The following is a 12514-nucleotide window of genomic DNA, read 5'->3' on the forward strand; positions in this document are numbered from 1 at the left end:
GGAACGGTGTGGAACCGAGAAGGGGCGGAACCCGAACCGGGTTCCGCCCCTTCTGCGTGTCGGCTACTGGTGTCATGTCGGTGCGAGTCTCACAGCGGCGCTCTCGGTCCCGCTCCGCTGCGCCCCGCCCCGACGCCGGACAAGCCGTGACGACGGCTGGTGATGGCTACTCAGCGCTGAATGTCGGCGTCCTGTTCCTTCAGCTTGGCCTCGTACTCACGGCCGTGGTGTCCGCAGAAGAGCAGTTCGCCGCCGCTGGGGAGTACCGCTCGCAACTGGGCTGCGGCTCCGCACCGGTCGCAACGGTCCGCGCGGGTCAGTTCGGGGCGGGTGAGCGTCGGTGAAGTCATGGGAGTCTCCCTCCGTCCCGGCATCGGCGCGCCGATGCCATCAATTCAGCCGCGAGAACGAAGTCGGCTCTGGTTGCCGCTTCCGTTGTTCGCTGCCGTCCACTCTTACAGACGTTTTGGCGCCCGCAAGTGTTCCCGCGCCGGTGGGAGGTGTGTCACGTCGCGGCCGTCCTTGCGTCGGCGGCCGTTTCGTGCGTGGTCATCGCGGCGGGTCCGGCAGGGCCCTCAACTGGGCGTTCTCGGTGGTCGGGCACCATCGTCGACGTGGATATCTCGGCTGCAAAACGGCGGATCGACACGGTTCCCGCACCTGCCCTGTTCGTTCTCAGCGGAATTTCGATCTACGTGGGCGCAGCCGTGGCCGTGTGGCTGTTCGACGCCTCGACCCCGGCGGGAGTGGCCTGGTTGCGCTGCCTCGGCGCGGCTGTGATTCTTCTCGCATGGCGCAGGCCTGGCCGGGCTGCGTGGCGGGGCAGGCCGTTGCTGCTGGCCGGCACGTTCGGCGTGGTCACGGCCCTGATGAACGTCGTCTACTACGAGGCGATCGCCCGGCTGCCCCTCGGCACGGCCACGGCCATCGAGTTCGTCGGGCCGGTGCTGGTCGCCGCGCTCGGATCCCGGACGAAGCGGGACTTCGCCGCACTGGTCCTCGTGGTCGCCGGTGTGCTGGCGATCGCCGACGTGCAGTGGAGCGGCAGCCCGGCGGGTGTGGCGTTCGCACTGGCGGCCGCGGCGGCATGGGCCGGGTACATCGTGCTCGGCAAGAAGGTGGCTCTCGGCGGCAACGGAATCGACAGCCTCGCGGTGGGCTTCACGGTGGCGACCGTGGTGCTGAGCCCGCTGGCGCTCGGCACGGGCGGTGTGTGGGCCGAGCCGGACCTGCTGCTGCTCGGTATCGGGGTCGGACTGCTGTCGACCGTCGTGCCGTACGGGCTGGATCAGGTGGTGTTGCGGCGGGTCGGGCAGGCTCGCTTCGCCGTGCTGCTGGCCCTGCTGCCGGTGACCGCGACACTGGTCGGCCTGGTGGTGCTGCGGCAGGTGCCGGCGCTCACGGAGGCTCTCGGCATCCTCGCCGTGGTGTGCGGGGTGCTGCTGCGTTCGCGGGGTTCGGAGGAGACGGTGCGCGAACCGCCGTGATTCCGGGGTCCGGCTCGGCCGCTGCCACCGGCGCCGCGTCGTCCGGCCACTGTGGACGGCGGTACGGATCGTCGCCCGATGACGGGGAAAGCGACCCTGCCGGCGCCTGACACGTCCACACCGGACCCGACGGAACCCCGGCACCGTGGCCGCGGTCCTCGGCGGCGGCCTGCCGATACGACAACGGCCGCCGACCCGCGGTGTGCGGGCCGGCGGCCGGGTGCCGGGCGACGCTGGCGCCGGTCGTCAGTCCAGGTAGTCCCGCAGGACCTGGGACCGCGACGGGTGCCGCAACTTGGACATCGTCTTCGACTCGATCTGCCGGATCCGCTCGCGCGTGACGCCGTAGACCTGACCGATCTCGTCTAAAGTCCTCGGCTGGCCGTCGGTGAGGCCGAACCGCAGCCGCACCACGCCGGCTTCGCGCTCGGACAGCGTCTGCAGCACCGACTGGAGCTGGTCCTGCAGCAGCGTGAACGACACGGCGTCGACCGCGACGACCGCCTCGGAGTCCTCGATGAAGTCGCCGAGCTGCGAATCGCCCTCGTCGCCGATGGTCTGGTCGAGCGAGATCGGCTCGCGGGCGTACTGCTGGATCTCCAGGACCTTCTCCGGGGAGATGTCCATCTCCTTGGCGAGCTCTTCGGGGGTGGGCTCGCGGCCGAGGTCCTGAAGCAGCTCACGCTGGATACGGCCCAGCTTGTTGATGACCTCGACCATGTGCACCGGGATACGGATGGTGCGGGCCTGGTCGGCCATCGCGCGGGTGATCGCCTGGCGGATCCACCACGTGGCGTACGTGGAGAACTTGAAGCCCTTGGTGTAGTCGAACTTCTCGACCGCGCGGATCAGGCCCAGGTTGCCCTCCTGGATCAGGTCCAGGAACGCCATGCCACGGCCGGTGTAGCGCTTGGCCAGCGACACGACCAGTCGCAGGTTGGCTTCGAGCAGGTGACTCTTCGCGCGCTCGCCGTCGCGGATGATCCACTTGAGGTCGCGGCGCATCTGGGTGGTGAGCTTCTCGCCCTTTTCCTCGATGACGCGCATGCGCTCGGAGGCGTACAGGCCGGCCTCGATGCGCTTGGCGAGCTCGACCTCTTCCTCCGCGTTCAGGAGGGCGACCTTGCCGATCTGCTTCAGGTAGGCGCGGACCGAGTCGGCCGACGCGGTGAGCTCGGCGTCCTTGCGGGCCTGCCGCAGGGCCTCCGACTCCTCCTCGTCCCAGACGAAGTCGCCGTCCGGGGACGTCTGCTTCTTCTTGCCGCTCGGAGCCTCCTCGGCTTCGGCCTCGGTCTCGGCCTCCTCGGCCTCCTCCTCGGTCACCGTGGCGTCGACGACATCCACCTCGACCGCGTCGACGTCGAGGTCGGACAGGTCGACGTCCTCGACATCGGCGCCGTCGAGGTCGGGTTCCTCGCCATCGGCCTTGGGCTTCGCCTTGGCCGAAGCCGTCGACTTGGCCGATTTGGTGGACTTGGCGGGAGACTTCTTCGCGGCCGTCTTGCGCGCAGGTTTGGTCGCTGTCGCTTCCGGTGCCTCGGCACCCTCGGCGGCCGCCGTCTCCTCGGCTGTCGCTTGCTCGGCGGCGCTCGTTGTCTTCGGCCCGCGGGTTGCGGTCTTTGCGGCTGCCACGTACGCCCTTTCGCAGCGGTCGATCATGACGAACCGGTACGCATGCGTCCCGGCTGCCTTGGATTCGGGGGACATGCCCCCGGCCTGCGGTTTTGCATCCCGCAGTCGAGGGCCGTGTTCCATTGTAACGACGTCGCCGCGCAGGGTCGGGGCGCGATCATGTTTTTCGCCGCCGAAATCCCGCGGCCCGCCCGGTGAGCACGGCGTGGCGTGGGACGTCGTGGTGGTTACCGGTCAGGGTTCGATGCCCTCGGCTGCGGCGGCCGCGGCACCGACGATCCCCGCGTTGTTCTGCAACGATGCCGCCACCACGGGCGTCCGGTTCGTCAGCAGGGGTACCCATTTGTCGGCCTTCTTGCTCACGCCGCCGCCGACGATGAACCGATCCGGCCAGATCAGATTCTCGAGCACGGTCAGATAACGATCCACGCGCGTGGCCCATTCCGGATACGACAGTTCCTCGCGGTCCTTGACCGACGCGGCGGCGCGGGTCTCGCCGTCGTGGCCGTCGACCTCGATGTGGCCGAACTCGGTGTTGGGCATGAGCTTGCCGTCGTCGAACAGCGCGCTGCCGATGCCGGTGCCGAAGGTCAGCAGCGCCACGACGCCCGTGCGCACGGCCGGATCACCGAAGCGCATCTCGGCCAGGCCCGCGGCGTCCGCGTCGTTGAGCATGGCGACGTCGTCGCGGCTGAGGCCGAGCCGCTTCGCGAACAGGGCGTCGGCGTCCGTGCCGATCCAACTGGGGTCGATGTTGGCCGCGGTGTGGGCCACGCCCTGCTTGACCACCGCCGGCAGCGTCACACCGACGGGGCCGTCCCAGTCGAAGTGGCGGACGATCTCACCGACGACGTCCGCCACGGCCCCGGGCGTTGCCGGATGCGGCGTCTCGATGCGCAACCGGTCGCCGATGAACTCGCCCGTTCCGAGGTCGACGAGCGCGCCCTTGATGCCACTCCCGCCGACGTCGATGCCGAATCCCCGCGTCGCCGCCATCAGCGTCGCCCCTTTCCTACTCGATTCAGATTCCTGGCGGGAGACTGTAGCGGGACAGGCGGCCCCGTGTGGTCCTATAGGTCCCGTGGACGCGATCGAACCCGAATCCGGAACTCCCGCCGCTGCCCGCTCCGCCGCCTCCGGTGCCGCGGCCGATGCCGCGCCGTCGTACGCCGACCTGGTCGAGGTCGCCGAGCAGGTCGCCGTCGAGGCGGCCGCGTTCGTCGCGGCCGAACGCGAGTCGATGCTCGACGGCGCCGGTGTGGACGTGCAGACGAAGACGAGTCGGACCGACGTCGTCACGGCCGTGGACGTCGCCTCGGAGAAACTCATCCGCGCCCGTCTCTCCCAGCTGCGCCCGGGGGAGCCCGTCCTCGGTGAGGAGGGCGGTGGCGGCGACGGTGGCGACGGCCTCACGTGGGTGGCCGATCCGATCGACGGCACGGTGAACTTCCTGTACGGCCTACCGGACTTCGCCGTGTCCGTCGGGGCGCAGATCGACGGCGTGTCCGTCGCGGGCGCGGTCGTGGAACCGGTGAGCGGCCGCCGGTGGACGGCCACGCGTGGCGGCGGTGCGTGGCTCGACGGACGCAGGCTGACGGTGTCCCGGCCCGACGGGCTGGATATGGCGCTGGTCGGCACCGGCTTCAACTACGTGACCGAGCGGCGGAAGCGGCAGGCCGCGATGATCGCCGAACTTCTCGGCCGGGTGCGGGACATCCGCCGCGGCGGTTCGGCCGCACTCGACCTGTGCCACGTCGCGGCGGGCTGGCTGGACGGCTACGCCGAGCACGGCCTCGCGCGGTGGGACTGGGCGGCCGGGGCGCTGTTGGCCGAGGAAGCGGGCGCCGTCGTGGCGCTTCCGGGACAGGACCCCGAACTCGGGAGCGACGGCACGCTGGCGGCCGCACCGGCCATCGCCGAACCACTGCGCAGGGCACTGATCGACTGCGGGATGGGCGGCATCTGACCACGGGGCACCCGGCGACGATCGTTCCCCGGCGACGGAGTGGGTGACACGGCGCCGAGGAACCGGTGCCGAGGTTCGGCGCTGTGCCGGCTCGTCGGTGGTGCGGACTCAGCGGGGTGCCGGCTCGGCGGGGTGCGGACTCAGCAGTGCTCGGGCTCGGTCTGGTCGAGCAGTTCGCGGTCGATGAGCGAACTCGTCCCGGACGCGCCGCCGGCGGACTGCTCGCTGCCCGAGGTGTTGCCCCCGCTCGAACGTTTCAGCTGTTCCAGGACGTCGAGGGCTTCGCTGGTCGGGCGCACGTCGTTGAACGACGAGCCGATGGCCAGGTCGACCGTGGCGTCCTTCCTGCCGTCCTCGACGAGCTGGAGACAGGGGTCGATGAGGCGGAGCGTGCGGGCGGCCGCCTCGCCGTTCGGGCCGTAGCGGAGCTGCCCGTGGCACGACGCCTCGCCCTTCGGGAAGGCGTCGTCGTTGGCCGGTTCGCCGAGTTGGGTGAAGCCGAGCTGTTCGAGCGCCGACGTGGTCATCGCTGCCTCGCCGCGCAGGCCGCCCGCGTTGAGAACCTGGACGTTCACCCGGTGGGGCGGGGCGGGCTGGGTGCTGGAGAGCGCGTCGTACGGCTGCGGGTTGAACGTCACACCTTCGGGTGGATGTGCCGCGGGGCTGCAGCGAATCGCCTCGTCGAGGTCCTCCGTGGAGGCGACCACGTTGATCCAGATCGCCGACGCCGCAAGGCCCAGCACTGCCACCACGATCAAGGCAGGCAGCGGTTTGTGCTTCCGGTACGGCTTGACACGGCTTCTCCGGAAGCCACCGGTCCCCGACACCACTGAGCCGTCCCTTCGCCGATCCCCGCCCAACTATCGTCCATGTCGCCGCTGATCAGCTTAGGCGTTACAACGGCGGCGCAGGCCGGGACCCGCCGGGGACACGCCGTCCCGGCCGGTCACAGTGCCGTCGGGGTGCGCCGACGGGCGGCTGCGGGCGGTCGAGGACGTGTTTCCGGTTTGCATGGGTCGCGGCACCTCATCCCGGGTAACCCGCCTCGGACCGGATCAAATGCCCCGCTCGAGTGACGTGCCACAGGGTCGGGGTGACCTGCTGTGGAGCCGGGTACGTCGTGGGCTACCCTCTCCGGGCTCCCGGGCTGCGGCGATGTGTGACGCAGGTGGCAACACCGATGAGACGACACTCACCCTTTTCCCGGGCACAAACACAGGCGCTGGAACGTTGACCAGCGGAAGCGACAGGACCGCCGGAGTTCGCCTCCGACGGTCGCGTATCGAGAGAAATGCTGATCGCAGGGGTGAAGGACAATGGCGACCGACTACGACGCTCCGCGCCGCAGTGAGGCGGACGAGCTCGCCGAAGACTCGCTGGAGGAACTGAAGGCGCGGCGCAACGAGAACCAGTCCGGTGTCGTCGACGTCGACGAGGACGTGAGCGCCGAGAACTTCGAGCTGCCGGGCGCCGACCTGTCGGGGCTGTCCGGTGAGGACCTGACCGTCAAGGTCGTGCCGAAGCAGGCCGACGAGTTCACCTGCTCGGTGTGCTTCCTGGTGCACCACCGCAGCAGGCTCGCGGAGGAATCGGGTTCTCAGCTGATCTGCCGCGACTGCGCGTGAGCCGGGCCCGCATCGGCGGGCGCGACGGCGGTAGGGGGCGACACGGGCGAGACGAGAGTGGCCGGGTGATGACGGACATCACCCGGCCACTCTCGTTGTATGGGGACGGTTGGACGCGGGACGGGTGTCGATGAGGCCCGTTCTCCGGAGGGCCGGCGCCGGATCGGTTCCCGGCTGATCAGTTCCCGGTGGAGGGGGTCTCCGGTGTGTCGGGGTGCAGCGGGGGCCGGATGTCCCGCAGCAGTGCGGCGACGCGCTCCGGGTGGCGCGTGCTGAACAGCCAGTACGGGGTCGGATCGTCCTGGTCCGTCACCTCGACGCGCACGAGTGTGGGAATCCAGCCCCGGTTGACGACGAACGCGGCCGGGTCGAGCTCGGGGCCGAGGGTCCTGCGGCGGGCGCCGGTGCCGATCACCTCGACCGCACCGATGTGCCGCACCGGCAGGTGGGCCTCGCCGACCCACAACTCGGGGCGATCGCCGCCGGTGATGCGGATCTTCAACCGTCCGAAGCCGAGCAGCAGCAGCGCGGCCAGCGGCAGCAGGATCACGTACGGCAGCCAGGCGCGCACTCCGGGATAGCCCATGTGGACCTCGGCGGCCAGCAGGGCGGCACCGATCAACGGCAGCGGCCAGCACCACCACGCCATGTACAACCGTTCGCTGAATCGCACCCCGGGCTCGGCGTTCCGGCCGGGGGCGCCGGTGTCGTTGTCCTGGGCGTTGTCGGCGCCGGTCGCCGGGTCCTCGCCGTCGGGCCGCGCGCGTGCACTCGTGCTCACGGGTTCAGGGTAGTCTCGCCAGCCGTGTCCAGCGTGCAGGTCCTGCTTTCCCGCGTCGATCCCGATGTCCCCGTCCCGTCCTATGCGCGGCCCGACGATGCCGGCGCCGATCTCGTGACCACCAGGGACGTCGTGCTCGCGCCGGGTGAGCGCGCCGTGGTGGGAACCGGAGTCGCGATCGCACTCCCGTCCGGGTACGCCGGCTTCGTGCACCCGAGGTCGGGGCTCGCCGCACGGGTCGGCCTGTCGATCGTGAACACGCCCGGCACCATCGACGCCGGATATCGCGGTGAGATCAAGGTGTGCCTGGTGAACCTCGACCCGGCCGCGCCGGTCGAACTCACGCGGGGCGACCGGATCGCGCAGCTGATCGTGCAGCGCGTCAGCCGCGCTGAGTTCGTCGAGACCGACGAACTCGAGCCGACCGAGCGGGGGAGCGGCGGCTACGGTTCGACGGGCGGGCACGCGACCCTCGGAACGGAGAACTAGTGGGGATTTTCGGACGGAAGCGACGACAGCCGGCCGGCGGCGACGAGGCCGGCGCGGGAGTCGACTCCGGCGACGAGCCGGTGACGGCGGCCGGCGCCGATGAGGCCGAGGACGTCGAGAGCGACTCGCCCGCCGACCGGGTCGACGGCGCGTCGGGCCCGTACGACGAGGCGGACGCTCCCGACGACGGACTGCCACGCATGGACCTCGGCTCGGTGCGGGTGCCCGTGCCGGACGGGTCGCAGGTGCAGGTCGAGATGGACCAGCAGGGCGGCAACGTCCGCGCGGTGCACATCGTGGTGCCGCAGGGACAGGTCACGGTGAGTGCCTACGCGGCGCCCCGCTCGGGCGGGCAGTGGCGGTCGGTCAGCGACGAGCTCGCCGAACAGTTGCGCGGCGACGGTGCGAAGGTCTCGCTCGGCCGCGGCGAATGGGGCATGGAGCTCTCGGCCGTCATCGGTGAGATGGCACTGCGGTTCGTCGGCGTCGACGGCCCGCGGTGGATGCTGCGCGGTGTGATCGCGGGCCCGCAGACGCAGGCCGCCGAAGCGCCGGAGGTGCTGCGGGACATCGTGCGCGGCACGATCGTGGCCCGCGGGGACGCGCCGATGCCGGTGCGCACGCCGCTGCCGGTGCGGCTGCCCGAGCAGGTGGCGGAGCACATCGCGGCGCAGCAGTCCGGGCAGGGATGAGCGCCGGGCAGGGATGAGCGCCGGGCAGGGACGAGTCGGTGCGAGCCGGCGCCGTCGCGTCCCTGCCCGGCCTCAGCCGGCCCCGGCGGCCTCCCGCCAGGCTGCGACGGAGGCCCGGCCCGCCGCCGCGGGGTCCGCGCCGAACGCGTCGAGTGACATCTGCCGCAGGCTCGCGAGCGGCAAGGCCTCGGCCCAGCCGCGGGCGAGTTCGATCGGATGCACCGGGTCGTCGGTGCAGGCGCTGATGCCGACCGGCACTCGGCACCGGGCCAGCGTGTCGAGGTCGGGTGCCGGGTGAGCGGCCGCGGCGCGGAGCCCCGCGGCGAGACCGTCGCCGTGGCGGCGCCAGGACCGGGTCAGCTCGGCGGCCAGCCACGGTGGCACCCCGTCTGTCGAGATCGCGAGCGCACGGTCGAGCCCGTCGCGGTCGATGAGGTCGGCCGAGGCGCGGGCGGCGACCGCGCCGGGTGCGTTTCCCGGCGGACCCGCCCACGCCGGCAACACCGCCAGCACCCCGGCGCAGCGCGAGCCGTTGCGCAGTGCCCATTCGACGGCCAGCTGGGCCCCGAGGGACACGCCGCCGACCAGGATCGGCCCGTTCGCGGCCGCGGCGGCCGCGTCCAGCGCTGCGAGCGACTCCCCGACGAGCGCGGGGCCCGCGACCGGCCGGGGTGCGGTCACGGCGAGACCGGCGGCGGTGAGCGCCGGAGCGAACACGGCGCGGGCGAACACCTCGTCGGAACCGGTGCCGGGCAGGACCGCGGCGTGGGTGGGCGGGGCCGGGAGTGGCGGCGATGTGGCGGGCACGCCGACATCCTGCTCGACCGGCCTACCCGCACCGACGAGAGGCCCGCGCGTGGGCATAACGCAGCTCACGTCGTGGCGCCTTGCCACAGTCGACCTCCGTCGGCTTCCCTGTGCCGGTAGGAAGGCTACGCTGAACAGTACGGGCCGTGGAATGCCGAGTCGGGGGCCCTCGAAGTACAGGAGCAGGCACATGCCCGCCAAGGACGGCGGCTATTTCAGCCGGTTGGTCAAGAAACTCACCAGTGACGTCGAGACCCTCGACGCCGACGATCTGTCCGAGAAATCCGAGGCGAGTGGCGCCCAGCGGGCGTGCGACTGCCGTTGCGGCGACGAGGTGATCGTGCTCGGGCGCCTGCGGAGCGTCGAGTTGTGTCCCGCGAGCGAGGCGGCCACGTTGGAGGCCGAACTGTTCGACGGCACCGACGAGGTCACACTCGTGTGGCTGGGCCGCAGGCGGATTCCCGGGATCGAACCGGGCCGGACCATCAAGGCCCGTGGCCGCATGGCCGATCGCGAGGGTCGTAAAGTGCTGTACAACCCCTACTACGAGCTGCTGCAGCCGACCTGACGTTGCGGCCCGACAGCCGAGAAGATCCGGAGTATTCCCGCGTGAGCGCACCCGACCGCGAGCCCGACCGCACCGGCGAGCCGGACGAGACCGACGGTTCCGAGGTGGCCCGCAGCGGCAGTGACCCGGGCGCCCAGGCCGACGACTCCGGCGCTCCGGGCGACCGGGACGCCGGTGCCGACCGTGCGCCCACGATGCTCGAGCAGATGGGCGGCGTGTCGGGGCTGATCTACTCGGGCATCCCGGTCGTCGTGTTCGTGCTCGCGAACGCGATGTTCGGGCTGATGCCGGCCATCTGGATCGCCCTGGGCAGTGCCGTGGCGATCACCGTGGCGCGCATCGTGCGCAAGGAACCGGTGCAGCCCGCGATCTCCGGCTTCCTCGGTGTGGCGATCGCGGCGTTCATCGCCTACCGCACCGGCGAGGCCAAGGGCTTCTTCCTGTTCGGCATCTGGACCTCGGTGGTGTACTTCAGCGTGCTGATGCTGTCGGTGCTGGTGCGCTGGCCCCTGGCCGGGGTCGTGTGGAACGCGCTCAACGGCACCGGCATGGACTGGCGCAAGGACAAGCCGTCGCGCCGGGGCTACGACATCGCCACGCTCGCACTGGCCGCCGTGTTCGCCGCGCGGTTCATCGTCCAGCGGTGGCTCTACGACGAGGACCACACGGGCTGGCTGGCGTTCGCGAAGATCGCCATGGGGTATCCGCTCTACGGCCTGGCGCTGCTGGTCGTCGTGTGGGCGGTGCGCCGTTCGGACCGCAGGCTCAAGCACCTGCGTGAGAACCGGGAACGTACCGACGCCGAGATCGAGGCCGAGCTGCGCGCCAAGTACGACCGGCCCGCCCACGACACGTCGGCCCGCGACACATCCGGTGCCGTGCCGACCGGCGCCGTCTCGACGGGCGCGGGGAGAGCGGTGTCGGACGACGAGTCGTCCGACACCCCGCCCCGCTGACACTTGCCCCGCCGACACCGGGTCCGCTGACGTCCGCGAATCAGCGGCCGAGCGCGGTCCGCAGCTCCGGTTCGACGCTCTCCGGCGCCACGAACAACACCTCGTCGCCGCCCTCGACCGGATCGTCGGGCTGCGGCACGATGACGCGTTCCCCGCGCAGGATCGCCACCAGCGCCGCGTCCCGCGGCAGGTTGAGCCGTTCGACGGGCGTGCCGGCCAGCGGGGTCTCCTCGGGCAGGGTGAGTTCGACGAGGTTGGCCTGACTCTTGCGGAACGTCATCAGCCGCACCAGGTCGCCGACGCTCACGGCCTCTTCGACCATCGCGGCCAGCATCCTCGGTGTCGACACCGCGACGTCGACGCCCCAGCTCTCGTTGAACAGCCACTCGTTGGCCGGGTTGTTCACCCGCGCCACCACGCGCTGCACCGCGAACTCGGTCTTGGCCAGCAGCGCCAGCACGAGGTTCACCTTGTCGTCGCCCGTGGCGGCGATGACGACGTCGCAGCGCTCGATGCCCGACGCCTCGAGCGTGGACATCTCACAGGCGTCGCCGAGCACCCACTCCGCGGCCTCGACGACCTCCGGGGTGAACTGGCGCGAGAGCCGTTCGATGAGCAGGACGGTGTGACCGGCCTCGATGAGCTCGGAGGCGATGGACCGGCCCACCGCGCCGGCACCGGCGATCGCGACACGCATCTCTAGTCGTCCTCCTCGGGTGCGCGGGCGGCCACGGCCGTGACGTCGCCGACGGTGCCGGACTGGGCCGCGACGTACACCTCGTCGTCGGCCTGGATGACGGTCGTAGTGGTCGGCAGCACGCCGGTGCCGAAGCGCATCACGAACGCCACCCGGACCCCGGCGGCTCGTTCGATGTCGCGCACGTTGCGGCCGATCCAGCCCTCGTGCAGCGGCAGCTGCAGCAGCGCCACCGTCCCGGTGGGATCGCGCCAGGAGGTGGCCACACCGTCGGGCAGCAGGGTGCGCAGGAACCGGTCGGTCGTCCACGGCACGGTGGCGATCGTCGGGATGCCCAGACGTTCGTAGACGGCGGCGCGTTTGTGGTCGTAGATGCGTGCCACGACGTGCTCCACGCCGAACAGCTCGCGCGCCACCCTGGCGGAGATGATGTTCGAGTTGTCGCCGCTGGACACCGCCGCGAACGCACCCGCGCGTTCGATCCCGGCCTCGGTCAGCACGTCCCGGTCGAAGCCCATGCCGACGACCTGCTGGCCGTGGAAGCCGCTGCCGAGTCTGCGGAAGGCCTCCTGATCGCGGTCGATGACGGCGACCTCGTGATCGAGCCGTTCGAGGGCGGCGGCCAGGGACGCGCCCACCCGGCCGCATCCCATGATCACCACGTGCACGGTTGTCTCTGCCTCCTTGTGCGTGTTGCCGGCGACTGCGATGCAACCTACCGCGCCGCGCCGACGTGCGGGCCGCGGGCGGTTGATCGAAAGCTGGACAGCGAGGACTCCTCGGGACGTGCCGTGGGGTCGGCGCACCGATCCAC

15 protein-coding genes are annotated in these 12514 nt (G+C 71.1%); 7 read left to right on the plus strand and 8 right to left on the minus strand.

Going from position 1 to position 12514, the window contains the following annotated elements; translation table 11 throughout:
- Window positions 1-170 precede the first annotated feature (170 nt).
- Complete coding sequence (locus LY12_RS06065) at window positions 171-350, minus strand: DUF7455 domain-containing protein (protein WP_183652685.1); 180 nt, start codon at window positions 348-350, stop codon at window positions 171-173.
- 264 nt (window positions 351-614) lie between these two features.
- Here LY12_RS06065 and LY12_RS06070 point away from each other — a divergent pair, with 264 nt between their 5' ends.
- The gene (locus tag LY12_RS06070) at window positions 615-1487 is read left to right on the plus strand and encodes an EamA family transporter (protein ID WP_253853830.1); all 873 of its coding nucleotides are present in this window, start codon (window positions 615-617) and stop codon (window positions 1485-1487) included.
- Between the two features lie 246 nt (window positions 1488-1733).
- Here LY12_RS06070 and LY12_RS06075 read toward each other — a convergent pair whose 3' ends face one another.
- Window positions 1734-3146 carry an RNA polymerase sigma factor gene (locus LY12_RS06075; protein WP_253854944.1) on the minus strand — a complete coding sequence of 471 codons (1413 nt, stop codon included), beginning with the start codon at window positions 3144-3146 and terminating at the stop codon, window positions 1734-1736.
- 207 nt (window positions 3147-3353) lie between these two features.
- A complete protein-coding gene (gene ppgK / locus LY12_RS06080; RefSeq protein ID WP_253853831.1) occupies window positions 3354-4115 on the minus strand; it encodes a polyphosphate--glucose phosphotransferase in 762 nt (253 codons plus the stop codon).
- A gap of 178 nt (window positions 4116-4293) precedes the next feature.
- On the opposite strand from ppgK, the gene LY12_RS06085 reads away from it, so the two are divergent.
- Window positions 4294-5085 (plus strand): inositol monophosphatase family protein, encoded by a 792-nt coding sequence (locus LY12_RS06085; protein ID WP_301302333.1) that lies wholly within the window; start codon window positions 4294-4296, stop codon window positions 5083-5085.
- A 140-nt stretch (window positions 5086-5225) separates the two neighbouring features.
- Here the strand turns inward: LY12_RS06085 and cei are convergent, their stop codons facing one another.
- Window positions 5226-5915 (minus strand): envelope integrity protein Cei, encoded by a 690-nt coding sequence (gene cei, locus LY12_RS06090; protein ID WP_253853833.1) that lies wholly within the window; start codon window positions 5913-5915, stop codon window positions 5226-5228.
- Window positions 5916-6401: 486 nt separating this feature from the next.
- On the opposite strand from cei, the gene LY12_RS06095 reads away from it, so the two are divergent.
- Window positions 6402-6710 (plus strand): DUF4193 domain-containing protein, encoded by a 309-nt coding sequence (locus LY12_RS06095; protein WP_183786045.1) that lies wholly within the window; start codon window positions 6402-6404, stop codon window positions 6708-6710.
- A gap of 178 nt (window positions 6711-6888) precedes the next feature.
- Here the strand turns inward: LY12_RS06095 and LY12_RS06100 are convergent, their stop codons facing one another.
- A complete protein-coding gene (locus LY12_RS06100; RefSeq protein ID WP_253854947.1) occupies window positions 6889-7359 on the minus strand; it encodes a DUF3093 domain-containing protein in 471 nt (156 codons plus the stop codon).
- A 156-nt stretch (window positions 7360-7515) separates the two neighbouring features.
- On the opposite strand from LY12_RS06100, the gene dut reads away from it, so the two are divergent.
- Window positions 7516-7980, plus strand: a complete 465-nt coding sequence (gene dut, locus LY12_RS06105) for a dUTP diphosphatase (protein ID WP_253853834.1) — start codon at window positions 7516-7518, stop codon at window positions 7978-7980.
- Entirely contained in the window at window positions 7980-8672 is a 693-nt protein-coding gene (locus LY12_RS06110) for a DUF3710 domain-containing protein (RefSeq protein WP_253853835.1), read from the plus strand. The genes dut and LY12_RS06110 overlap by 1 nt, the downstream gene beginning before the upstream one ends.
- A gap of 72 nt (window positions 8673-8744) precedes the next feature.
- Here LY12_RS06110 and LY12_RS06115 read toward each other — a convergent pair whose 3' ends face one another.
- The gene (locus LY12_RS06115; RefSeq protein ID WP_253853836.1) at window positions 8745-9479 is read right to left on the minus strand and encodes an alpha/beta fold hydrolase; all 735 of its coding nucleotides are present in this window, start codon (window positions 9477-9479) and stop codon (window positions 8745-8747) included.
- A gap of 190 nt (window positions 9480-9669) precedes the next feature.
- Here LY12_RS06115 and LY12_RS06120 point away from each other — a divergent pair, with 190 nt between their 5' ends.
- Together LY12_RS06120 and LY12_RS06125 are read left to right on the plus strand one after the other, a co-directional pair.
- A complete protein-coding gene (locus tag LY12_RS06120) occupies window positions 9670-10047 on the plus strand; it encodes an OB-fold nucleic acid binding domain-containing protein (RefSeq protein WP_253853837.1) in 378 nt (125 codons plus the stop codon).
- A 41-nt stretch (window positions 10048-10088) separates the two neighbouring features.
- Entirely contained in the window at window positions 10089-11003 is a 915-nt protein-coding gene (locus LY12_RS06125; RefSeq protein ID WP_253853838.1) for a DUF3159 domain-containing protein, read from the plus strand.
- Between the two features lie 40 nt (window positions 11004-11043).
- On the opposite strand, the gene LY12_RS06130 is transcribed toward LY12_RS06125, so the two are convergent.
- Window positions 11044-11700, minus strand: coding sequence for a potassium channel family protein (locus LY12_RS06130; protein WP_183786039.1), 657 nt, complete (start codon window positions 11698-11700; stop codon window positions 11044-11046).
- A gap of 2 nt (window positions 11701-11702) precedes the next feature.
- The gene (locus LY12_RS06135) at window positions 11703-12368 is read right to left on the minus strand and encodes a potassium channel family protein (protein WP_253853839.1); all 666 of its coding nucleotides are present in this window, start codon (window positions 12366-12368) and stop codon (window positions 11703-11705) included.
- Window positions 12369-12514: the final 146 nt, after the last annotated feature.

Origin of the sequence: Prauserella alba (assembly GCF_024171735.1) — a bacterium.
Taxonomy (GTDB): Bacteria; Actinomycetota; Actinomycetes; order Mycobacteriales; family Pseudonocardiaceae; genus Prauserella; species Prauserella alba.